The sequence below is a fragment of the Wukongibacter baidiensis genome, from assembly GCF_050888315.1.
Lineage (GTDB): Bacteria > Bacillota > Clostridia > Peptostreptococcales > Caminicellaceae > Wukongibacter > Wukongibacter baidiensis.
The window spans coordinates 4,846,243-4,870,501 of the sequence record NZ_CP138202.1; the positions used below are offsets into that span (position 1 = coordinate 4,846,243).

Annotated in this window: 23 protein-coding genes; 21 read left to right on the forward strand and 2 right to left on the reverse strand. The window is 32.5% G+C overall.

Annotated features, from left to right (window positions below; all coding sequences use genetic code 11):
• Positions 1-21 precede the first annotated feature (21 nt).
• Both R9X47_RS21895 and R9X47_RS21900 read left to right on the forward strand, forming a co-directional pair.
• Positions 22-345 (forward strand): DUF3870 domain-containing protein, encoded by a 324-nt coding sequence (locus tag R9X47_RS21895; protein WP_432663206.1) that lies wholly within the window; start codon positions 22-24, stop codon positions 343-345.
• A 219-nt stretch (positions 346-564) separates the two neighbouring features.
• Positions 565-1,461, forward strand: coding sequence for a DUF4392 domain-containing protein (locus R9X47_RS21900; protein ID WP_432663207.1), 897 nt, complete (start codon positions 565-567; stop codon positions 1,459-1,461).
• Positions 1,462-1,615: 154 nt separating this feature from the next.
• Here the strand turns inward: R9X47_RS21900 and R9X47_RS21905 are convergent, their stop codons facing one another.
• A complete protein-coding gene (locus R9X47_RS21905; RefSeq protein ID WP_432663208.1) occupies positions 1,616-1,819 on the reverse strand; it encodes a hypothetical protein in 204 nt (67 codons plus the stop codon).
• A gap of 403 nt (positions 1,820-2,222) precedes the next feature.
• Between R9X47_RS21905 and R9X47_RS21910 the strand changes: the two genes are divergently transcribed.
• From R9X47_RS21910 to R9X47_RS21925, 4 genes are all read left to right on the forward strand, one after another.
• Complete coding sequence (locus tag R9X47_RS21910) at positions 2,223-3,245, forward strand: LacI family DNA-binding transcriptional regulator (protein ID WP_432663209.1); 1,023 nt, start codon at positions 2,223-2,225, stop codon at positions 3,243-3,245.
• A 152-nt stretch (positions 3,246-3,397) separates the two neighbouring features.
• Entirely contained in the window at positions 3,398-4,066 is a 669-nt protein-coding gene (deoC, locus tag R9X47_RS21915) for a deoxyribose-phosphate aldolase (RefSeq protein WP_432663210.1), read from the forward strand.
• 116 nt (positions 4,067-4,182) lie between these two features.
• Complete coding sequence (locus R9X47_RS21920; protein WP_432663211.1) at positions 4,183-4,572, forward strand: cytidine deaminase; 390 nt, start codon at positions 4,183-4,185, stop codon at positions 4,570-4,572.
• A gap of 23 nt (positions 4,573-4,595) precedes the next feature.
• Positions 4,596-5,921: a pyrimidine-nucleoside phosphorylase gene (locus tag R9X47_RS21925; protein ID WP_432663212.1), complete on the forward strand. Its 1,326-nt coding sequence runs from the start codon at positions 4,596-4,598 to the stop codon at positions 5,919-5,921.
• 98 nt (positions 5,922-6,019) lie between these two features.
• On the opposite strand, the gene R9X47_RS21930 is transcribed toward R9X47_RS21925, so the two are convergent.
• Positions 6,020-6,520 carry a metallophosphoesterase family protein gene (locus tag R9X47_RS21930; protein WP_432663213.1) on the reverse strand — a complete coding sequence of 167 codons (501 nt, stop codon included), beginning with the start codon at positions 6,518-6,520 and terminating at the stop codon, positions 6,020-6,022.
• Between the two features lie 436 nt (positions 6,521-6,956).
• Here R9X47_RS21930 and R9X47_RS21935 point away from each other — a divergent pair, with 436 nt between their 5' ends.
• From R9X47_RS21935 to R9X47_RS22005, 15 genes are all read left to right on the forward strand, one after another.
• Positions 6,957-7,451 carry a hypothetical protein gene (locus R9X47_RS21935; protein WP_432663214.1) on the forward strand — a complete coding sequence of 165 codons (495 nt, stop codon included), beginning with the start codon at positions 6,957-6,959 and terminating at the stop codon, positions 7,449-7,451.
• An 87-nt stretch (positions 7,452-7,538) separates the two neighbouring features.
• The gene (locus R9X47_RS21940) at positions 7,539-8,528 is read left to right on the forward strand and encodes a DUF4489 domain-containing protein (RefSeq protein WP_432663215.1); all 990 of its coding nucleotides are present in this window, start codon (positions 7,539-7,541) and stop codon (positions 8,526-8,528) included.
• Positions 8,529-8,772: 244 nt separating this feature from the next.
• The gene (locus R9X47_RS21945; RefSeq protein ID WP_432663216.1) at positions 8,773-10,014 is read left to right on the forward strand and encodes a CapA family protein; all 1,242 of its coding nucleotides are present in this window, start codon (positions 8,773-8,775) and stop codon (positions 10,012-10,014) included.
• 222 nt (positions 10,015-10,236) lie between these two features.
• The gene (locus R9X47_RS21950) at positions 10,237-11,097 is read left to right on the forward strand and encodes an AraC family transcriptional regulator (RefSeq protein WP_432663217.1); all 861 of its coding nucleotides are present in this window, start codon (positions 10,237-10,239) and stop codon (positions 11,095-11,097) included.
• Positions 11,098-11,316: 219 nt separating this feature from the next.
• Complete coding sequence (locus tag R9X47_RS21955) at positions 11,317-12,810, forward strand: L,D-transpeptidase family protein (protein WP_432663218.1); 1,494 nt, start codon at positions 11,317-11,319, stop codon at positions 12,808-12,810.
• A gap of 406 nt (positions 12,811-13,216) precedes the next feature.
• Positions 13,217-14,347 carry an AAA family ATPase gene (locus R9X47_RS21960; RefSeq protein ID WP_432663219.1) on the forward strand — a complete coding sequence of 377 codons (1,131 nt, stop codon included), beginning with the start codon at positions 13,217-13,219 and terminating at the stop codon, positions 14,345-14,347.
• A 43-nt stretch (positions 14,348-14,390) separates the two neighbouring features.
• A complete protein-coding gene (locus R9X47_RS21965; RefSeq protein WP_432663220.1) occupies positions 14,391-15,629 on the forward strand; it encodes a CpaF family protein in 1,239 nt (412 codons plus the stop codon).
• A gap of 10 nt (positions 15,630-15,639) precedes the next feature.
• Entirely contained in the window at positions 15,640-16,521 is an 882-nt protein-coding gene (locus tag R9X47_RS21970; protein WP_432663221.1) for a type II secretion system F family protein, read from the forward strand.
• A 2-nt stretch (positions 16,522-16,523) separates the two neighbouring features.
• Positions 16,524-17,387 (forward strand): type II secretion system F family protein, encoded by an 864-nt coding sequence (locus tag R9X47_RS21975; RefSeq protein ID WP_432663222.1) that lies wholly within the window; start codon positions 16,524-16,526, stop codon positions 17,385-17,387.
• Between the two features lie 31 nt (positions 17,388-17,418).
• Positions 17,419-17,622, forward strand: coding sequence for a Flp1 family type IVb pilin (locus R9X47_RS21980; protein WP_432663223.1), 204 nt, complete (start codon positions 17,419-17,421; stop codon positions 17,620-17,622).
• A gap of 93 nt (positions 17,623-17,715) precedes the next feature.
• Positions 17,716-18,444, forward strand: coding sequence for a TadE/TadG family type IV pilus assembly protein (locus tag R9X47_RS21985; protein WP_432663224.1), 729 nt, complete (start codon positions 17,716-17,718; stop codon positions 18,442-18,444).
• Positions 18,441-20,831, forward strand: coding sequence for a DUF5702 domain-containing protein (locus tag R9X47_RS21990; RefSeq protein ID WP_432663225.1), 2,391 nt, complete (start codon positions 18,441-18,443; stop codon positions 20,829-20,831). The genes R9X47_RS21985 and R9X47_RS21990 overlap by 4 nt, the downstream gene beginning before the upstream one ends.
• Before the next feature lie 10 nt (positions 20,832-20,841).
• Positions 20,842-21,999, forward strand: coding sequence for a TadE/TadG family type IV pilus assembly protein (locus tag R9X47_RS21995; protein WP_432663226.1), 1,158 nt, complete (start codon positions 20,842-20,844; stop codon positions 21,997-21,999).
• Between the two features lie 12 nt (positions 22,000-22,011).
• Complete coding sequence (locus tag R9X47_RS22000) at positions 22,012-22,635, forward strand: prepilin peptidase (protein WP_432663227.1); 624 nt, start codon at positions 22,012-22,014, stop codon at positions 22,633-22,635.
• A gap of 20 nt (positions 22,636-22,655) precedes the next feature.
• Entirely contained in the window at positions 22,656-24,197 is a 1,542-nt protein-coding gene (locus R9X47_RS22005; RefSeq protein WP_432663228.1) for a DUF6382 domain-containing protein, read from the forward strand.
• Positions 24,198-24,259: the final 62 nt, after the last annotated feature.

The following is a 24,259-nucleotide window of genomic DNA, read 5'->3' on the forward strand; positions in this document are numbered from 1 at the left end:
TTGTCCAAGGGGGAATATCAATTGATATATGACAAAAGCACAATCTATATTTTAGGGACCTCAAAGATAGGGAAAAGTGACCCTATTTCGGCGATGTATGATATCTTTTTCGTTGGAATTATTGTAGACAGAAATAACGGAAAAATAATTGATTCGACCTGTAATATGGTGAGAGATGTTACTACTGACTTTATTAGATCTATCCTTATTGGATACAATCTCATAGATGATATAGATGAAATTGTTGATGAGATAAAGGACAGATTTTATGGAATGGCTCAAAAGGCAGTGATTGCTGCAGTAAAGGATGCTAGAAATAAGTTTGATATGATTAGTAATAATTGAATTATTAACAGTAAAGTAGTATAATAGGTATATAAAATTAGATATTTAAAACTTAACACTATGTTTTGTTTGCTAGTATATGGATGACCTCTATATATAATTGTAGATAAGACCCAGTTAACTTTATGTTATGCTGGGTTTTTTTGTATTTTTGTATAGTTAATATTGTTGAAAATACTTACAACAATAATTTTAGATGATATAAGGAGTTGAGAGAAAATGAAGATAAAATATATTAGGGAAATTGAGAATATAATAAGAAAAAACTTAGATCAGAGGGGACTTGATAGGGCAAGACTAGTAAATGAGCTTGAAAAAGCTGCAATAGACCTTCTAAAGGGAACTACGGTTTTTATTGTAACGGGATTTGTTGTTAAAGACAGTCTTACAGGTGAAACCGATGGACCAATCGGAGCAATATCCTTAGCAGGTGCCTTAGAAATACTAGGGAAGAAAGTAGTGCTTATAACAGACAGATATACAGAAGGTATCTTATATAGCTGTTGTTCAGTAAAAGGCGTTAAAGCCCCAATCGAAGTTGTTTCTATAGAAAACACTGAAGAATCATGCTATGAGCTGCTAGAAAAATATAAACCATCACATGTAGTCGCTGTAGAAAGACCAGGAAGATCGAAGGATGGGCATTGTTATTCCATGAGAGGAGAAGATCTTAGTGACTTAGTTCCAAATACTGATTTGCTATTTGAAAGAGCTAAGGAGTTAGGAATGACAACCTTAGCTGTTGGAGATGGTGGTAATGAAGTTGGAATGGGCAAAGTTGCATCCTTTGTGGTCAATTTTGTAAACAATGGAGAGAAAATATGTGCTGATATCAGTACTGACTATTTAATACTAGCAGGAGTATCAAACTGGGGTGGTCATGCCTTATCAGCAGCACTCTCTATATTTACTAATACCATGTTGCTACATGACAATAAGACAGAGACACTTTTGCTAAAGAGTATGATAGATGCTGGGTCCGTAGATGGATGCACGAAAAAGACTACATTAACAGTAGACGGTTTAAGTCTGGAAGACAATTTATATATACTTGAAAGAATACGAAATACAGTAGAAGCCGCAATAGGTATTGAATCAAAGAATATAATAGCTTAAGAATGTACAGCAAAAATAGAATTAAACCTAGATTAGTCATAGAAGGTTTGAAAGGACGCAGCAAAGCTTTAAAAATTCTATGAATAACCTAGGTCTAACTAACTCTTTTAAAATAGTTAATTAATGAATGCTTTTTAATTCAAAACTTAAAAAACTAGTGAATTTGATAATTGGAATAGCTAATGTGACTATAAGACAATATTTCAAAAATCATACTACTAGTTAGATTTATATTTAAATCATTAGCATATGCCTTTAGTAACAGTCTTTTTGTTGTTAAAGGTAAATTTTCCCTATTAAGCTTGTTAACATAGTCTAGTATTGAGATTAATCTGTTTTGAAAAAGATCTAAAGTCATTAAAACTTCCCCCTTAAACTTAAATATATATGGTTCAGATTTTTCTTTGAATTTTGGCTTTGATATGAAAAATCTGGATTCATATATAGAATTCGCTTATTAATGAAAATTTAAGGTGCCATTATATATTGTAATATATGGTACGAAACCAATATTATGGTCTGAACTGACAATAAGCTGAAAGTTGAGCATATATAATGGTAATTATAATTAACTATTCCAAATAGTTTTTTAGTAGGCGTATTAATTTTGGGAAAAATATATAATACAAATGATACTAATATATTTGATATTTAGTGAAAAAAAATGTATAATTATATGGAATCGGTAACACATGATTGTTAAAATGGATTAATATAACTATTTTAGTTGAAGCCTTTCTAAGGCTTAGGGGGAAAACAAAATGGCTGTTACAATAAATGATATTGCAAAGGCTGCAGGAGTGTCTCGTACTACTGTTTCAAGAGTTTTAAATGATTCAGGCTATGTAAAGGAAGAAACAAGAGAGAAAATAGAAAAAGCAATAAAAGAGCTTAATTATACTCCAAGTGCTATAGCAAGGAGTTTATCAACAAATAAAACTAATACTATTGGTGTTATAGTGCCTGAGATTAATAACCCCTTTTTTGGAGAAATAATAAAGGGTATTAGTCAAGTGGCAGATGAACATAATTTAAACATTATTCTTTGTAATACTGATGATAGTAGAGAAAAAGAATTGAAGGCTTTAAAGCTCCTTAAGGGGCAAAGAATATTAGGGATAATTATTACTCCAACGTACCCTGAAGACAAATTTAATAGTGAATATTTAAATACCCTTGAAAATTTAGGTATTCCTGTTGTTTTGATAGATGGGCATGTTAAGTATTTTAACTTCAGTGGAGTTTTTATTGATCATATAAAGGGTTCATTTGATGGAACCACTGCATTAATAGAAGCAGGACATAGAAAAATAGCAATAATTACCGGAGATATGAATTCAAGACCGGCAAGGGATAGACTAGAGGGATATAAAAAGGCATTAGTTATGAATAATATTTCCGTCGATGAAAGATATATTTCTTATGGTGATTATAAGCATGAAAAAGCCTATGAAATAACTAAGGAATTACTTCGAATGGAGGATAGACCTACTGCTATTTTCGTTATGAGTAATATGATGATTCTGGGATGTATGAAGGCTTTGTATGAAGAAAACATTAGTGTACCAGAAGAAATGGCTATTATGGGCTTTGATAAAATTGATGCATTGAATATAGTTGGTATGAATATAAGTTTTATAAATGGGCCTACCATTGAAATGGGGAGAACCGGTATGGAACTTCTTATAGACAATTTAGAGAATAAATCAGATAGAAAAGAACTAAGAAGAATAACTCTTTTACCAGAACTTGTTTTAAAAGGATCAGAAAAGTATAAAAAATAAAAACCTAGGGGTATATAACCAACCCCTTGGATTCAATCTAAAATGTGGATATCATTATTCACATTTTAACACTTAATTTATATGGAACCGTTTACACATGTATGAAAAATTTTATATTTATAAATATTAATAATTAAAAGGAGAGGATAGAAATGAAGATACAAGAATATATCGATCACACTTTATTAAAGCCAGCATCAACTGAGGAGCAAGTAAAGAAAATTTGTGGTGAAGCTAAGGAATATGGATTTGCTTCAGTATGCGTTAATGCTTACTATACTGCATTAGTAAGAAAGGAACTAGAAGGTAGCAATGTAAAAACATGTGTGGTAGTAGGTTTCCCATTAGGAGCTACACTAAAGGAAGTAAAGGCATTTGAAACTAAGCAGGCAATTGAAAACGGTGCTCAGGAAATAGACATGGTAATTAACATTGGTGCACTAAAAGACAAAAAGTATGATGTTGTTAAAGAAGATATTAAGGCAGTAGTTGAGGCTGCTAAGGGAAAAGCTCTAGTAAAGGTTATACTAGAAACTTGTCTTTTAACTGATGAAGAAAAGGTAAAGGCTTGTGAGCTTTGTAAGGAAGCTGGAGCAGACTTTGTAAAGACTTCAACTGGATTTTCAACTGGTGGAGCAACTGTAGAAGATATCAAATTAATGAGAGAAACTGTAGGACCTGATATGGGTGTTAAGGCTTCTGGTGGAGTAAGAACTAAGGAAGATGCCGATGCAGTTATTGCAGCAGGTGCAAGTAGAATAGGAGCTAGTGCTTCTATAGCAATCGTAGAAGGAACTAAGGATACTAATGGTGGGTATTAATAAGATATAGTGTTAAAAACATAGTGTATATAAGATAAGCTGTTCCACATATATTCTAATTATAGAAACTACAGTAAATTTATAATTACAAAAATAAAGACAAATAGGAGGATCGTATGGACAAAAAATTACTTATCAGAAAGGCTCTAGAAGCTAAAGAAAAGGCCTATGCTCCATATTCGAAGTTTAATGTTGGAGCTGCGCTATTAACAAGCACTGGAAAAATATATACAGGTTGTAATATTGAGTGTGCATCATACACTCCGACTATTTGTGCAGAAAGAACGGCAATAGCAAAGGCAGTTTCTGAAGGCGAAAGAGAGATTGTGGCTATAGCAGTAACAGGTGATTCTCAGTGGACTTACCCATGTGGAGTTTGTAGGCAAGTGATAAGGGAATTTGGCAAGGATGTAATTGTTATTGTTGTTAATTCCGAAGACGAATATAGAGAATACACTCTTGAAGAATTGTTGCCCCATAGTTTTGGGCCAGAGGATTTAAAATAACTTAATTGCATGAGGTGAGAAGAATGAGAATGTACGATATAATCATGAAAAAGAGAAACGGAGAGGAACTCACAACTGAAGAAATAAATTTCTTCGTTGAAGAATATACCAATGGGAGTATTCCTGATTATCAAGTTTCTGCATTTATGATGGCAATTTACTTTCAAAAAATGAATAAAAGAGAAACGGCAGAACTTACTAAAGCAATGGTAGAAAGTGGAGAAATAATTGACTTATCTGCCATTGAAGGTATCAAGGTTGATAAGCATAGTACCGGTGGTGTTGGCGATACTACCACATTGATACTTGGACCAATAGTAGCTGCTGCTGGGGCTCCTGTTGCTAAAATGTCAGGAAGAGGTTTAGGCCATACAGGAGGAACAATAGATAAGCTAGAATCATTCAAAGGTTTTTCTGTAGATATGTCTATAGAAAAGTTTATTGAAAATGTAAATGAAACTAAAATTGCAATCGGTGGTCAAACGGCTAACCTAGCTCCAGCCGATAAAAAGCTTTATGCACTTCGTGATGTAACAGCTACAGTTGACAATATATCATTGATAGCTGGTAGCATCATGAGTAAAAAAATTGCTTCTGGAGCCGATGCCATAGTACTTGATGTAAAGACTGGAAGCGGAGCCTTCATGAAGGACGAAGACAGCTCCTTTGAACTTGCACAGGAAATGGTTGATATAGGAACTAACGTAGGAAGAAATACAATTGGTGTAATTACTGATATGGATCAGCCTTTAGGATATGCAATCGGAAATGCACTAGAAGTTATAGAAGCAATAGATACATTAAAGGGTGAAGGTCCTGCTGATCTTACTGAGCTTTGTTTAACTCTAGGTTCACATATGCTTGTTCTAGGTGAAAAGGCTGAAAATGCTAAAGAAGCTAGAAAAATGTTAGAAGACATAATTGCATCTGGAAAGGGTCTTGAAAAGTTAAAAGAACTTGTAAAGGCTCAAGGCGGAGATCCTGCTTATGTTGATGATGTATCTCTATTTGGTAAGGCAAGTATCATTGAGCCTGTTACGGTTTCAAAGGCTGGATTTGTAAAGGGAATAAAGGCAGACGATATGGGAAGAGCTGCCCTTGTACTTGGTGCAGGCCGTGAAACTAAAGAGAGCGAAATAGATTTAACAGTTGGAATAGTTCTTCATAAAAAAATCGGAGATTTTGTAAAGGCTGGAGAATCAATAGCGACTATATATGCAAATGATGCTGAAAAGCAAAAAACAGCTACTGAGATGATCTTAGAAGCCTATGAAATAACTGAAGAAGAAATTAAGCCAAGACAATTAATTAAAGGTATTGTTACAAAGGATGGAATAGAAAGATTCTAAAAATAAAAAACCTTAATCTACAGCCATGTAGATTAAGGTTTTTTATATTATATATTGGAAAAATTAAGAATCATATAGACTTAATATCTAAAAAGATTTTAATCTTTTTTTGTAAAAAATCTTAGAGATGCATTGATAGTGTCAGTCTCTAACTCTAAAATGATATAGGAAAACCATCGTTCCCTTCTTTTGCTAGTTGGCGATCCAGGGTTTAACATTAGAACATTACCCTTTGTTTTGATTATTGGCTGATGGCTGTGGCCAAATACAATGATATCTACATCGTCCTTTTCGAAGGCATCGTAGGCCCTATCAATGGTAGTTTTCTTAGTCCCATGTCCATGAAATACACCTATTCTGTAATTTGCAACTTCGATAATTTCCTTTTCAGCAACTAACCCTCGTACTTCCTCAACATCAACATTTCCCCATACCCCTAAAAACCTTCTGAAATCTTTTAAAGTATTGACCGCAGCAGCGGTTTTATAATCTCCAGCATGGATAATCATATCTATATTATTTAAATGCTGTTCTAAAAAATTATTTAATTTATTAAGGTTTTTACCTATATGTGTATCAGCAATAATTCCTATTTTCATCTTTATCACCTACATTATTTTATAGAATATATCTACAATAACTTTAATTTAATCCAAATTATTCACGAAAAGAGTGATACGTTTTTTTAGTCTATCCATGTAATAATTATCTATTCTATCTATACGATAATTCTCCTTTCTCAATCATTTATTTTTCTATAGTTCTCCTGTGAAGTAATAAACACTTTCCTTTAACTATTCATACAATAGAGTAGAAAGGACATTAGAAGATGGAGGTGATATCAAGAAGGATTATATAAAAGAGTTGTGTGAAAAAGTAAAAACTTTGTTCTAAATATATCTATCCCGGATTATTTATGAAAAGTTTGAAAGGATGCAAGTAGTTTTGATTTTTTCATGAATAATCCGGGGCTATATAAAGTATGGGCTTTTTTATGTATTTTAGAAGCTCATCAAATTACGCGAGGTGATATCAATGTCAGAAAAATGTACAAAGCAAATTTTCCAATGTGGTGAAATATTTGATCCTACACTTCCTAATCAATTAACTAGGCAAGAACCACCTATAAAACTAGCTACCCTTCATGTACAGAAGCAAAATAATGTAAAAACAAACGTTGAAGTGAATCTCTCATGTACCGTTGATACAATTTTTTGTGAACCAGAAACATTAGTAAGGCTAATATTCAGATTATTAAGAGTAAACAATAGAACAACAGAAATATTAGAAACATGGGAGTGGAGCACAAGTATAATAGCTGTAATATCTGAAGATGCTGCTGAAAGTAGTGGTTTTTCTTTAAGTACAGAAAATCGTGAACCCTTAGTTATTAATTTCTGTGATGAACTAGATCCTTATAAAAAAGGATGTTTTACTTATATTTTTCAATTAATAGAAGTGACCACATTACCTGGTTCTTATTATGATATAAGCGATAAGAGATTTGTGTCAACAACATTGGAACTTTAGAAAAGACCTTTAGTTATACAAATCGTACACTCAATGAAAACTCAAACTAAGATAATTTATAAACTTTCTAAGGAGGTACAAATTATAATGAAACAAGAAGTTGCTTTTATTAAATGTGGTAAGGTCTTTAACCCAAAATTACCCGATGAGTTAAATCCCATTCAGAAGCCGATTGAACTAGCCTCTGTTACAATTGATACAAGTCTTCTTAAGTCACCAATTGTTAATTTAACCTATACCAGTTTTACTGAAAGAATACAAACAGTAGTTGAGATAGGGGTAAACCCTTTACTAACATTAGTATATAGATTAGTTCGAAAGAATATAAAGACAGGTAAGATCAAAATATTAGATCAATGGATATTTCAGAGAGAGCTTCAATCGGGAACGCCACAAAAAGCAGAAATCAATGAACCTGTTGTATACAAGTTTTGTGACGAATTAAATCATCCTGATGGGGAAATATTTAATTATACAGTACAATTAATAAGGATAGTCACTGTAAATACGACCTTTGAAATAGTTAACCAAGGCATTACTGCCAAAGTTTATACAGGACGTCGCTTGGATGAGAATTCAAGTGATTTGCCAATTCTAAAATGCGGGAAGACATTTAATCCAGATTTAAATAGATGCATTACTAAAAATGATAGGCCAGTAAAGCTAGCTGAAGTAAAGATAGATCCAAATGATATTAAGAACCCATGTGTAGATATTACCTACTCCTCTTTTATCACGATTGATTTTTTTGGAATAGATGTGCTTACTAGGCTATTAAGAATCAAGTATAGATTAACAAGACAATGTAATAACTTTGATACCAAAAAAGTTTTAAATGAATGGGATTTTCTACTTGACTTGAGTTTTGAAGATGGATTGGAGTTCTTTAGATTTTTTGATAATTCTCCTACTGTTTTAGCACAATGTGATTGTGAGATTCCGTTAAATGATTCTGGTTGTATCTATACTATAGAAATAGTAGAATTAGAGATGTCTCAAGGTGTAGTTTTTGAAATACCATATAAGAGTATAACAGCTACTGCATTGAAAGAAAATAATACAAGACCTTGTCAATAAGAGTTTCTACCTGGCACTCTACCTTTAATAAAATGAAGGTGGAGTGCTTTATTATTTTTTCTATATAGAACGTATTTATAATCTAAATTTTGATTTCTGTAGTTTTATTACTAATTGGTAATTTTCTAGTAAGAGTAAGAATACCCTTTGTTATAGGGGCTTTTTTTATGCTTAAGTTTTGAAGATTCAATTAAGAATAAAAAAGTATTCCTACTAACTTAACGTAAACAAGGGGGCAAAGGGTTTGATTGAAAAAGCTATTATGACAAAGATAATTTTATCAATCATGGTTTTTACAAGTGTAGTCTCTCCAAAGGAGGGAGAAGTAAATCTTAATAGAAATTTAAAGAATGATCAAGTTTATCAGTTAATATTGGAGAATGATGAGTTTAAGAGCTTTAATGAGCTTGTGGACAAAGGTATTGCTAAGGAATTAGAAAAAGCAAGAGAGTCTAGAATAGAAAGGATACAGATAGCTTCAGTAGGAGATATAATGTGTCACTCACCGCAATATAGATCCGTATATAAAGATGAAAAATATGATTTCACATCTTGGTTTATAGATGTGAAACAATATATAGAAGGTGCTGATATAGCGATAGCAAATTTAGAAACTACATTTTCAGGCCCAGAAAAAAAATATAGTGGGTATCCACAATTTAATACGCCTAAGGCATTAGGAACAGCTTTAAAAGAAGCAGGCTTTGATATTATTACTACAGCCAATAATCACTCCTTAGATAGAAGAAATCATGGCATAGTTGCAACCTTAAATGAACTGGATAAACTACAACTAAGACATACCGGCACATACCGAAACGATAAAGAGCAGGAAGATATTCTGATTGAAGATGTGAAGGGCATTAAAATAGCGATTATGAACTACACATACGGTACCAATGGCATATCAATTCCAAAGGAAAATCCAAGTGCTGTCAATATAATAAATAGGGAAAAAATGCTTAGTGATATAAATAAAGCAATGGAACAAGAGGCAGATTTAATAATTTTTAGTCTTCATTTTGGACAAGAATACCAGAGAAAGCAGAATAAAAATCAAGAGGATCTAGTGGATTTTCTCTTTGAAAATGGAGTAGATATAGTTCTTGGAAGCCATCCACATGTTATACAACCAGTGGATTTTAAAGAGGTTAAAAGAGTAAATGGGGAAAACAAAAACTGTTTTGTGATTTATTCACAGGGTAATTTTATATCAAATCAAAGGAAAAGATACACCGATAGTGGTCTAATTACTATCCTAAATATTGAAAAGAACTTTGAAACAAAGGAAACCAATATCGAAGACTATTCGTTTGTACCTACCTGGGTAGACCGATCATACTACAAAAATAGATTGGATTATAGAATCCTTCCCGTAGAAAAGGGGATTTCTAATTACGAAGAAAGGCTAGATGGATTAATAAGCGAAGAGGACTATAGAAGACTTAATCAAGTCTTAGAAGAGACAAAGGAGCAAATAAAATAAGTGAAGTCTTAATGACCTTTTGAGTAGCATATTCTCAGAAGGTTTTTCTATTGCTAAAATAAACTATAATGATAACTTGAGAAGATAACTATGAAACTCTATTATATAATTAATAATTAAGAGGTACAAAAATTATATTATCAATCTGTCAATACATAGCACTATAAGACAGGAAGGAAATCTTCCTTAATGGTATTCTTTTATTAGAAAGGATGTTGGAGAATGAACTGGATTGCCAATATGAATAATGCCCTAGACTTCATAGAAGAAAATATTGAAAATGATATAAGCTCAGAAGATATTGCAAAGGTAGCGTATGCGTCTAAATTTCATTTTATTAGAACCTTTTATATGATTACTGGAATGACATTAAAAGAGTATATCAGGCAAAGAAGGCTTTCTCTTGCTGCAAAGGATATAATGTTAACTGATATGAAGGTTATTGATATTGCATTTAAGTATAGTTATGAAACTCCAGAGGCTTTCTCAAAGGCATTTAAAAAGCTTCACGGAATTTCTCCATCGACAGCACGGAAAAAAGGGAAAAGTCTCAAGGCAATTCCACCCTTATCCTTTCAAATAACTGTTAAGGGAGAGAATAGAATGAATTATAGGATAGTTGAGAAAGAAGGTTTTAAGATAGCTGGATTATCTAGAAGGATAACAACAAAAAATAGTGAAAACTTTAAGATAATACCAAAGTTTTGGCAGGAAGTAAATGAGAGTGGTGTATGTGGAAAACTATTCGAAGAATCTGGAAGCCTTGGAGTTATGGGAGTGTGCACTAATTATGATAGAGAACAAGAAGAATTCGATTATTTGATAGCAATTGAAGGTAGTAAAATCGAAGCAATAGACGACTACGTAGTAGCCGATGTGCCGAGCTGCACTTGGGCTATATTTGAAAGTATAGGGCCGATGCCCGATGCAATACAAAACGTTTGGCATAAAATATTTGCCGAGTGGTTTCCAGCAACAAAATATGAACATGCGGAGGCTCCAGAGCTAGAGGTTTATTTACCAGGAGATATCAATGCAGAAGATTATAAATGCGAGGTATGGATACCTATAATTAAAAAATAAATTGAAATTAATCAGGGTTTAATAAGCGAAAATCCACAATTTTAAGAAAATTCCACTAAGTCTGTGGATTTTTTCTTTTTTTTGAGAAGTTATCCACAAAAGCGATTAATAAATGAAAATGAATAGTAAAATTCCGTTTAAAAGAAAAGAATCTTTATAGCCCTTACATCATAGAATTATTATGGGAATAAATAGGATTATTTAATAGGGAGGACGCAAATGAATAAAAACTATTTGATGTACGGGCTAGGGGTTTTATTAATATGTCTATTAATGTACGGGTCTTGCGATTCCATAAAGGCCGATGATGTTGATTCTAAGAACATAAGCAATGGTGTAGAAGAAAAAGTCCATGAGGTTAGTACTGCAGAGGATGAAATCAACAATGAATCGGAAAGTCAAGATGAGAATAGTGAGAGAGAAGACATAGTAAATATTGAAGATAACGCTGCAGAAATAGAGGAGCCTAGGAAAAATATTAATGGGGAAGATGTGCTTGAGGAAGATGAAGCAATTGAGGAACAAGTTGTTGAAGAAGTTATGAAGGAAGATGGAAAATATGACATTGTAGAAGTATTCAATACAAAAAGCTCTTCTGATTTTCCTATAAATATCAAATATGAAAAATATCCCATAGATTTTAGCTATGTAGTGGTATCGGGTAAAAGTGCAAATATAAGAAAAGAGCCAACATTAGAGTCTATGGTTTTGAAAAAATCTAGAAGAAATGAAAAAATTAACTTAGGAAAAGCCGTTAAGGGTCAGTATATAGAGAAATTTGACAGTGATATATGGTATAAGGTCTATTGGGAAGACAAAGGTGAAATAGTACATGGATATATGATTGACAAGCTGGGAGAAGCAAGAAGCTTTAGAGTAAATGAAGTAGAGAGATTACTAGATAAATTAAAAGCAACGACCGATAAGAATCAAACTGCCTATATTTCCAACTATAAAAATAGAAGCGGTTCAGCTCCTTTATGCAAAGGAAAATCGGTAGATGATTATGGGACAAGGCGATATCAATCTGCTCCTGCATACATGACTCCAGATTATAAGTCTGTATTTAGATATATTCCGGATGGAACAATATTAAGTGTATTAGAAGAACGTGATAACTTTTTAAAGGTAAGTGGTTTAAACTTTGAAGGAAACTACTGGGTACCTAAGAAGTATGTATCCTTCAAGAATTCTATAGAAGAATTGAAAAAAGTTGTTGTGGTTGATAGGAAAAATCAAAATGAAACCGTTTTTGAATATAGTGACGGTAAGTGGAACCTAGTTTCCTACGGTTTAGCTACAACGGGAAAGAAAGGTAGATATAGATTAAAAACTCCTTTAGGTTATTATATGGCAATAGAAAAGAAACCTAGTTTTTTATATTATGGCGATGGAACGAAAAAAATCGCTGGATATGCTCCCTATGCGGTGCGGTTTACTGGAGGGATGTACATTCACGGCATACCTACAAATTTTAGATATGTGGACGGCAAAAGAATAAAGCCCCGTGCCAGTGAAACTTCAAGCACAATAGGTACGACTCCTTTATCCCATGGATGTGTGAGAAATAATACAAGTCATGCAAAATTCTTATATGAATGGCTGGGTGTAGGAGAAAGTGCTGTAATAGTAATTGACGAATTACCATCCGAAGAGTTTAATGGCCTTAAAGATAGAAATACAATATCAAACATATCTGCAAGAAAATGGTAAACAACATTTACACAGGCTTTTGAGAAATTCAAATTTATTGGGTTTTACTTAAATCAAGAACCTTTACGTATGTCTGTATACGCTGTGGGATCTTGCTTTCAGTGCAACTTGAATTTCAATTTTCTCAAAAGCCTGTTATCTTGTTGACTTAGTCAAAATCTGTGTAAAGAACATTTACAGGTGGAATTTTAATGGTAAAAAAACAAGTGACACAATATTGGAAAAATCGACAAAATTCTTCATAAAATATACAATTGCGTAAAAAAATAACTAATTATGTAAAAAAATATTGAAAGCGGCATTATTATGTAGTAATATATTTCTATATTATCTATTAATGGAATAATTAGCCAAAGTATTATTATAATAGATAAAATGGAAACTTCCTAAACAAGGAGGACATTATATGGCTAAACTACATTTAATAATCGCAGATATGGATGAGGCCTATGTTGAAAGTATAGCAAACTACATAACTAATAACCACTCCCAGAGATTTCAGGTTACATGCTTTACAAAGCAGGACTTTCTGTTTGACTACTTTTCTAAAAATAAGAAAAAGATTGATATTCTTCTTTTGTGCCCTGAATGGTATACTGATTCATTTCCAGATGAAATGGTTAATACACCAATAATATTGTCACGGGGAATATTTGATATGGAAATTAATGATTGGGATGTAATTAATAAATATCAAAAAGGAGATAGGCTAGTAAGCAATATAATAGATTGTTTTGCTGAAAGAAATCCAAATAAATACTGTATTGTAGATGGAGAAAAAGGGACTAAGGTTGTTGCTATTTATTCTCCTATAGGAGGCTGCGGAAAAACTAGTATTGCTATAGGCCTTGGTATCAAAGCTGCTGAGGGTGGGAAAACAGTATTTTATCTAAATTTAGAGGATATTCAATCTACACCATACTATTTTAATTGTGAAACAAGGCAGAACTTTTCAAATATGTTGTATTACATAAAAGAAAATAAAAAGAATATTACAATGAAAATTGAAGGAATCAGAAATACTGATTTTCAGTATAATATCCACTATTTTTCGCCTCCAGATAATATTATGGATTTGAATGAGACAAGTCCTGATGAAATTAAATCATTACTTTATGAGCTGAAGATATCCAATAATTATGATCTGATTGTTGTTGATATGTCATCGGATATAGATGAGAGGAACCTTTCTACATTAAAGTCTAGTGATCAGATTATATTGGTTAACCCCCATGACAGCTTAGCAATGATGAGGGTAGATTGTTTTATGAAGGAATTAGACATATTTTCAAAAAGAAATAAGGTAGATTTATTAGAAAAGATAACTATCGCGCTGAACAAGTATGGAGCAAACAATACGCCACGAGTAAAGACATTAAAGCTTAATGGAAAATCCAAAGAAGTAAAAATACCAATGGTACATGAGCCTATTACTGTTCACAACAGTAATTATAGCAAAGAATTAAAGAGTAAATATAGAGAAGGTATTGATAATTTATTAAGACAGGTAGAGGAAAATATTAAGGATAAAATGTAAAAGCTATATTGTTGAATTAAAATAGGGAATAAGGAGCAGGTCCATGGATGCACATATAAGAGATAAATTTATAAAAGATATAAAAATGATTGTTAGTGAGAATATTGATTTCAAAACTGATCCAACCGATGAAGACATTGAGAATACAATTACAGATGCCGTTTTTGAAAAGTCTAAAGAATATTATATGACTGTAACTGAGAAACAAGAAATAATAAGAATCATATTTAATTCAATGCGACGCTTAGATATATTACAACCCCTAATTGAGGATAAATCCATTACTGAAATTATGATAAATGGTCCTAAGAATATTTTCATTGAAAGAAAGGGTAGGGTTATAAAGCTTGATGCTGCCTTTGAAGATGAAAAAAAGCTGGAAAATATCATACAATCTATTGTTGCAAAGGTGAATAGGACAATAAATGAATCCTCACCAACTGCAGATGCCAGACTACCAGATGGATCAAGGGTTAACGCAGTTTTGCCACCAATAGCCCTTAACGGACCTATTTTGACAATAAGAAAATTTCCAGAAAAACCTATGACTATAGATGATTTAATTAGATATGAATCATTAAACGATGAAGCAGCAGAGATTCTACGACGTATGATAGTAGCAAAGTACAATGTTTTTATCTGTGGAGGAACAGGATCAGGGAAAACTACATTTTTAAATGCACTATCAAACTTTATTCCATCAGATGAGAGGATTATAACTATAGAGGATTCTGCAGAACTACAGATAGTAAATGTTCCTAATATTGTAAAGATGGAAACTAGAGATGCTAACACCGAAGGGAAGGGAGAAATAACTGTAAAGGATTTAATAAAGGCTTCTCTGAGGATGAGGCCCGATAGAATAGTAGTTGGAGAGGTTCGTGGAGCAGAAGCCTTGGACATGCTTCAAGCTATGAATACAGGTCACGACGGATCCCTTTCCACGGGACATGCCAATTCCACCAATGATATGCTTAGAAGGCTGGAAACAATGGTTTTAAGTGGTGCTTCAATACCATTAGATGCCATTAGACATCAAATTGCATCTGCCATTGATATCATAATACATTTAGGTAGATTAAGGGATAGATCAAGGAGAGTTCTAGAAATATCTGAGGTATTAGAATATAAAGATGGTGAAGTACAGGTTAATCCACTTTTCAAATTTGAAGAAGATGGAGAGACAGAGGATAAGAAAATAATTGGGGCATTAAGAAGAACCAATAACAAAATGCAAAACACTCTAAAGTTTAAGATGGCAGGTATTTTTTTAGAAGTATGAGGTGAGAGAAATGTTAGTAGCTTTAATAGTAGTTATGGCACCCTTGTTAGCTCTGGGTATATTTTTTCTTATTGAGAAAAATAGAAAAGCTCAAGTAAGCAAAGAAAAGCATGCCAAAGGTAAGGAAGTAGAATATAGGAATGACGGTCCTATTGATTACGATATTTATATTATGACTATAAAAGAGAGGATATTCTATATAGTGATTGCTGCCACAGCCATCTATATAGTTGGATTCATCTTTTATAGAAGTTACATCATTTCGGCTTTACTAACACCCTTAGCAATATTATATCCAAAGCTTAGAACTAGAGAAATTATCAGAAAAAGAAAGAATGAACTCAACCTCCAATTTAAAGAGGCTTTATATGCACTATCATCATCTCTATCGGCAGGTAAGTCAATAGAGATGGCTTTTAAAGATTGTTTAAAGGACCTGATTATACTTTATCCTGTGCCAGATACATATATAATTAGAGAATTTCAGTACATCATTATAAAACTTGATATGAATGAAACCGTAGAAGATGCCCTTATGGATTTTGCTAGTAGAGCCCATATGGAGGATGTAAGCAACTTTGTAGATGTTTTTGCCACAAGTAAAAGAACCGGTGGAAATATTGTAGAGATTATAAAAAATACTTCGAAGGTAATCGCCGATAAAATACATATTAAAAATGATATTGAAACTATGCTTGCAGAGAAAAAATTTGAACAGAAGCTCTTAAATATCATTCCAATAGGACTTATTTTAATCTTATCATCGAATGCTTCTGATTATATGGAGCCTGTTTTTAATACAACATTTGGACGAGCTATGATGACAGTTTCCATAATCCTTTTAGGAACAGCCTATGTGATATCAAAAAAGATAATGGATATTGAGGTGTAAATATGATATTTGCTTTTATAGTTCCTTTGCTGATATTTCTAGCTTTATATCTATTATCAAAGGGAAAATACGACGATTTTATTGAGCCATTAGATAAAAAGGAATATCCATTAAAGAGTTTTATACCAATGGGGCTCTACTTAATGGAGGCTGTAGATTATAAATACAACACAAAGTATGATAGAAGACTTTATGCCAGTATATCTCAATTGTATGGGATAAAGAACGCGAAATACTATATAGAAATTCACTGGGGAAATAAAATAGGATACTCATTAGTAGGCCTATTGGTAATAGGACTATTTGGTGCAGGAATAGGGGAATTTAGCTCTGGCTTTATCTTCATGAGTATAGCAATACTTGGAGCTGTTATATATGGCCCAGATAGAGATTTGCATGAAAAAATAAAGAAGAAATATAGAATGATACGAATAGACTTCCCAGATTTTTTAAACAAGCTCACACTCTTAATTGATGCTGGGATGACTGTTGAAAGGGCATGGGAGAAAATTGTTACCACTAATAAAAGCGATAGACCCCTATATGATGACCTTGAAAGGGTTTGGCTTGACATGAAGGGTGGAAAATCACAGTCCGAGGCATACGAAGACTTCGCAAGAAGATGTAGAACACCAGAGATATCTAAGTTTGTTTCAATAGTTCTTCAAAATCTTAGAAAGGGTAATGCTGAGCTTGTAATGATACTCAGAGTTCAAGGAAGTGACTGTTGGGAGATGCGTAAAAATGAAGCAAAAAAGCTAGGGGAAGAAGCCAGTTCAAAGCTGCTTTTTCCAATGATGGTTATGTTTGTTGCAATTTTGATTATTGTGTTAACACCGGCGATTTTACAGTTGAGGGGATTGTAGAAGGACATATGCTTGAAAGGGGGTGAAGTAAATGATGAAAATACTAAGAGACTTTTTGAAGGAAGAGGATGGTCTTGGGACAGTTGAGATAGTTTTGCTTATTGCTGTATTAGTAGGTTTGGCATTACTTTTCAAAACAAACATAGTAAATTTTGTTAAAAATATATTTAAAAAAATAGATGGAAATGAGATTAATCCAAGCGATGTAGATGAGACAATAATCAAAGAAAATTAAGAGAGCAAAGAATTGTTTTATGAGTATTACTAGATAGATAAGAAGAAGCATATAACATTGTTTATATGCTTCTCTTTAAAGGATTGGAGCTGTATGAAGAAAATATATAAATGCTTAAGAAATAACTCAGGAAGTCTAACCGTTGAAGCCTCACTAATATTTCCAATAATAATTTTAGCAATCGTAACAGTTGTATATATATGTATTTTACTATATCAACATGCCTATCTCAATTCTATTGCAAACAATGTTGCTGAAAGAGGTGCAGCATGTTGGAGCAATATATCTAAAATGAATGAAAACTCTGATATTCATAGGTTAGAAACTGGTGAACTGCAAAGGTCGGAAGAATTGCTAGATACTGATCTATATTGGAGAATTTTTAGAACTAAGGAAAAGGATAAAATTGAAATTTTAAAAAGATATGCTTTAGATAAACTGAAGAAAAACAACATTTTAGAAGGAGAAATATCTGAAATAAGTGATAATGATATAGAAAATAACAAGGATAATATAGATATTTGGCTCAAGGATTATATTGTATATAAGGAACTAAATGTAGTAATCAGCAATTCATATAAGATTCCATTAGGAGATAATTTAAAAATTTTTGGTTTAGGTGATACCTATAATATAAGTGTCCATTCTAAAGCTGTAATAAACGATCCAATGGAATTTATTCGAAACACAGATTTTATAACGGATACATTAAGTGAATTTGAAAAGACAGAAAAGGTTTTAGATAGATTTAAGGAAACAATGGAGAAAATTAATGAAAACATTGAAAAGTTTTTTGAAAAAATAGGGGGGAATACGAATTGAGAAGAAGGGGGCAGGATGGTGCAATAACTGTTTTTCTAAGTATCATATTACTGATTATGATTACCTTAGCTGGAGTAATAGTAGATGCAGCTAGAATAAATATTGCAGGTCCTCAAATAGAAAGAGCTGTAGAAACCTCAGTTCGTTCTTCCCTTGCTGGATATTACACGCCCTTAAAGGAACAATATGGGCTGTTTGCTTTGAATGAAAATGACGAGGAAGAGCTTAAGGAGACAATAGTAGAGTATATAAATAAGAATTTGATGATTAATGAAGAAAGTTTAGAGGAAGAAGAATACCTGGACTTATACGATTATGAAATAGAGAGTATATCGGTAGAACCGATTTTTAACTTAACAGAAAATCCAGTTACAAGACAGCAGGTTCTAGAATATATGAAATACAGAGCACCTAAAGGATTTGTAGAGGATTTTATTAATAAATTAGAGATGTTTAAAAAGGCTGGGGCAACATCGGCTGTATATGAAGAAAAAATTAGTTTGGAAAAGGGGCTAAAAAAGGTAGAAAATATACAGAGAGATATATACAAAAAAATATATGGAGAGTATGAAACCTATGAACCCTACAAATTTTTGTTTTGGACATTTAAAAAGGACGATGTGGACTATTTTGTAAGGGGCTTGGATAAAGGTAAGTATACTACAAAAATAAGTGATTATGTAGGATTGATAGAGCATTACAAAGACTTGAAAGAGCAATTAAAAAATACGACTGATCCAGAGAAGAAAGAGAGAATAGAAAAAAGAATTAGTGGTACTATGAAAGACATGAGAGAGGAGTATAATGAACTAATTAGTGAGATTGGAGGATATTCTAAAGTTAATGAAGAAGCAAGAGCAAGAATTGATGATCTTGTTAATAATAGTGATTCCGTAAAAACAGACTTAGAAGGATTCAAAGGGAGATTAGAAGAAAATAAAGAAAATATTATGAGCGAAGCCTATGATCAGCTTAGTGCTGAAGTAGAAAGTCATGGGAACCTTCTTGGCATTGTGAAGGAAGGTAAGGACGGAGACAAAATAAATGGCTTTGGAAAGATAATAAGGGAGTTAGAAGATAATAAAAAAGACCTAGATGATGCAGTAGATCTACTCAAGAAGATTAGCCCAAGTAAAGCTCAGAGTTTGGCTGAAATTAATTTGGGTGCAGATAAGATTGATGAGGTTGAAGATATTAAAGAAGATATTTGCAAAAAATTGAAGGAATATAATAGTGAAGTTCAATACGATTATAAGATTGAGAAGGAAGGCGAAGAAGACGATAAGAAATACGATGTTCGTGAAAAAAGTGAAAATAATGCTAACGAAAAAATTAAGCCTAATGTCATTTTGAATTTTTTCAAAGAATCTAAGAAGATAGATAATAAGGATTATAATTCACTTCCTTCTACAGTAAAGCTACAAAAAGATAAGGAAAATAGAGAGAGTAGTCTTGGGTTTCTTTGGAGAAAGAATACTGGTGAAGAAATTGAAAAAGTGGAGTTTTACAAGCAAGAAGATTTCGGATTTAGTGAATCAGCACTATCTTTTCTTGGAGATATAACGAAGAACTTAAACCCTAAAAACATTAGAGACGAAATCTATATCAATGAGTACATTATGGGAATGTTTAAGAATTATGTAACAGAAGTTGATGAAGACGAAAAGTATAATCTGAGGCATAAAGAAAAATCTAGCCAAGTATCATTCTTCGAAAGATCTGAAGTGGAATATATTTTGAACGGAAGCAGGAGTGAGAAGACGAACCAAACTCTGATGGACTCTAAAATATTAGTAACTAGGTTTGCTTTAAATTCAATACATGTATTTTTATGCCAAGAAAAAAATCAAATTGCTGGAACAACAGCCACAGTCGTTGCAGGAGTATTTACAGGTGGAGCAGGGATTCCAATTATTAAGACCCTTATACTATTAGGGTGGTCTATGGCTGAAGCAACCTATGATTTGGAAGAATTAAAGGACGGTAGAGAGGTAGCACTATATAAAACTGAAGATGACTGGGCTACAGATTTGAAGGGTGGAGCGAAAGAGTCATCTAAGGTAAATTTAAACAAAGATGATAGTGACAAGACCTCTTCCCAGAAAAAAAATCTTATGGATACATCATATCAAGATTATTTAAGATTTTTCCTATTAATTCAGGATGATGATCTGACTATGACAAGACTACAGGATCTAATTCAGCTTAATATGCGAAATTCTACGGGAAATGAAGAGTTAAGGCTAGATGAACTTAATACATATGTTAGGATAGAGGCTGTGGTATCAATTAAATATCTGTTCTTAACCCAAAGCTTTATTCCTGAGGAATTTAAAACCAAAGACAATAGACACAAATTTAAGGTAGAAATATATCAGGGCTATTAGAGGGGATACTATGAAATCTTTTATTAATAAAGGTCAAAGAGGTTCTTTGACGGTAGAGGCTGCAATAGTCTTACCTATATTCATTTGTGCAGTATTAACCATTGGATTTTTCACAAAAATTGTATATACCCATGAAATAATCCAACATGCTATTACAGAGGCCGTAAATGAGATGGCCTCATCAAGCTATCTTTACTATACAAGTGGTGTTCAGAATATAGATAATACTATTGATAGTGAGCTTGAAGAAAAGAAGCAAAAATCCCAGGAACATTTGGATAGTATAACCGATTGCTATAATGAGTTAAATGATTCTGTAGGTCAGTTAAAGAGTGATTCAAAGAATGTATATGAAGGTGTAGGAAGAGGAGATGTTAAAGGGATATCGGAATCAATAAGTGGGATAAGCTCCGATGGGCAGAATATCAAAGAAAATGTAGGGGAAATTCAATCAGTGATTGAGGATATTGCAGAGGATCCAAAGGGAGAAATGATAAGTATAGCGGCCCTGATAGCTAAGATAGGATATGACAAGGGAAAGACTGCAATAGGGAATCAATTGATAGGATACTATGTAAAAAAGCATGGGTTAACTGATGAGAGGCTGAAAAGTCTGGATATAGATAAATTAGATTTTAGTAAATCCTCTTATTTTAAAAGTAATGAAGATATAGATGTAGTAGTTAAATATAATGTGGACATTCCACTACCCATAAAATTTACTAGTAACATTCCAATAGTTCAAAGAGCCACTGCTAGGGCATGGATGGGAGGGGATGATGGTTATTCTGGAGAAGGTGAGGATGAAAATGATGGTGAAGAGGAAGATAATGATGAAAATGTTTACGTTACCTTACTAAGTTTGGATAGAGATTCAAGTGAATCTGAAAAAAGATATCATATTAATGCATCATGCGATGCATTAAATAATCCAGCAGACGCTTTGTATTTAGATGATGCAAAAAGTAAGGGTTTAAAACAATGCAATTGGTTTATACCTGGAGAAGGTAAGGCGAATTATTTAGTCTATAAAACAAGAGGAAACACGAAGGTTTACCATCATATGACTTGTAAACATATAGATATAAAAGTTGTAACAAAGAGTAAAAAAGAGGCACTTGAAGAGGGGTATACCCTATGCCAAATATGTAAAAAGAAAAGTCAGTAGAGGAGTAATAGAATGATATATCTACTTATATTTATAGAGGCAATTATAGTATCTATTATTGTAAAAATGTATTTATATCCTATAAAAAGTGAAGAAAGTATTTCGAAGTGGTTTTCATATTTGAAATTTAGAGAAAATCCTATGATATTGATTGATATTTTTTTAGTGCTAACACATGTCTTTCTTTTTAAAAAATATAGTTTTTCTATTTCTTTTTTTACATATATAGCTCTTAGTTCCATTCTATTAACGGTTTCAATAGTTGATATAAGAGCTAAAATCATACCAGATAAAGTGATGATTTTAGGAATTGCATTAGGTACTGTTATTATGTTTTTAAACGATAATATTTCATTTATAAATGCATTACTAGGGCTTGTAGTCTGTGGAGGAATAATAGCAATAATTTCTACTATTACAAAGGGTGCAGTAGGAATGGGAGATGCAAAGCTATTTGCATGTATAGGTCTATTCTTAGGACTTCAAAATACACTAGGGGTAATGGTTATGGCCACAATGCTTAGTGGATTAACAGGACTTATTCTTTTAACCTTTAAAGTTGCCAATAGAAAAACAACTATTCCATTTGCACCATTTATATCGGCAGCCGCAATATTCATAATGGTTTTTAATTAGTAACAAAGGAGGACTCGACAATGAAGGATATGATCTGTAAAAGGTTTAAATTTGATTACGAAAATGATTCTACAGCAAGCTACATAGTATTAAATATGAGTTCTAGTGAAAATATCTTAGAATACCAGATTGAGATGTTAAATAATAATTCCTGTGAAGGTATTCTTAGGCTTGATACTAGACAAAAGAACGATGAAGTTAGACTATACTACAACATCACCTCAACATTAACATTATCTCAGTTTTTACAAAGAAAGAATCTCAAAGAAGAAGAGTTTATCAATATACTCAAGGGAATCACAAAAACTTTATTAAGTAGTAAAGAGTATTTTTTATATGACAATAGCTTCATTGTTGATGAAGAATATATATATATCAATCCTAGCAACCTTGAGATAAGCATGTTGTACATACCTTTAACCTTAGATACTGACATCAACAACAGTTTCAAGAGCTTTCTTGTTGATCTGATTATTTCATCGGCTAAGATTGATGAAAATTCAACGGGAAATTACATGCAAAGAATCTTAAACTATTTGAAAAACGATATCTTTAATATCTTCGATTTTCATAACTTTTTAAAGGATCTAGAAAAGGATAAACCTAAAAAGAGTGAGAACCGGATGTCACAACCGAAACAATCAAATATTAAAGCAACAAATCCTCAGAGAAATATAGTTAATAGCAATAGAGAGCCTAAGAAAAACTATGAGAAGAAGGAAATAACACCAATAAAGCATCAAAAGTCAAGAGCAAAATCAGCTCCAATAGAGATAGTAGAGGAGGAAGAAGAAGTCATTGCAAAAACAAAATATGAAACTAAATACATACTAATAGCCGTTTTATCCCAAATCATAATAGCCATAACCATAGTATTTGGATTGGATACAATAAAGAGCATGGCTGGAGATGATATCAGTGCCTATGGTGGTATTACCATAATTGTTACGGCTATAGATATTTTACTCTTTAAAAACCTCTTCAAGAAAGAGAATATGAAGGAAGTTAAGGTAACTAAGAAAATTAAAAAAGAGAAAGTAAGAAAGAAAAACATAGGTAAATCAGGTGGGAGGGGGAAATCAAAAACTGAGCCTACTACATATAAGAAAAAAGAAAGTCTCAACATGTCTAAAAGAGAAATATACAATGTTAACGAGCTTAGCAACATCAATGGATCATATAGAGAAATAGCGGCTTCAGAGGATTTAAGTATAGTTTCTGTAAGCATGAATGAAACGGAGATATTAGATGATGAAAAGCAAGGCATAGCATATCTTCAAAGAATGAACAACGGAATGATGGACAAAGTCACGATAACTAAGTCCAACTTTATCATCGGAAGACTTCCAAACTACGTGGACTACCTATTAGAAAATAACTCCATAGGTAGAACACATGCAGAGATTATAGAAATAGAAGGACAGTACTTTATAAAGGATTTAAACTCTAAAAACGGAACCTTCGTAAACGGGGCAAAAATCGACAGTAACAAGGAATATCAGATAGGAAATGGGGATAAAGTTAAATTTGCTAATATTGAATACACCTTTATTGAGGCATGATTTAAAACTTAAGAAGTGTCATTTGATGTTTGAAATATTGATTTGAAAATAATATTTTATAA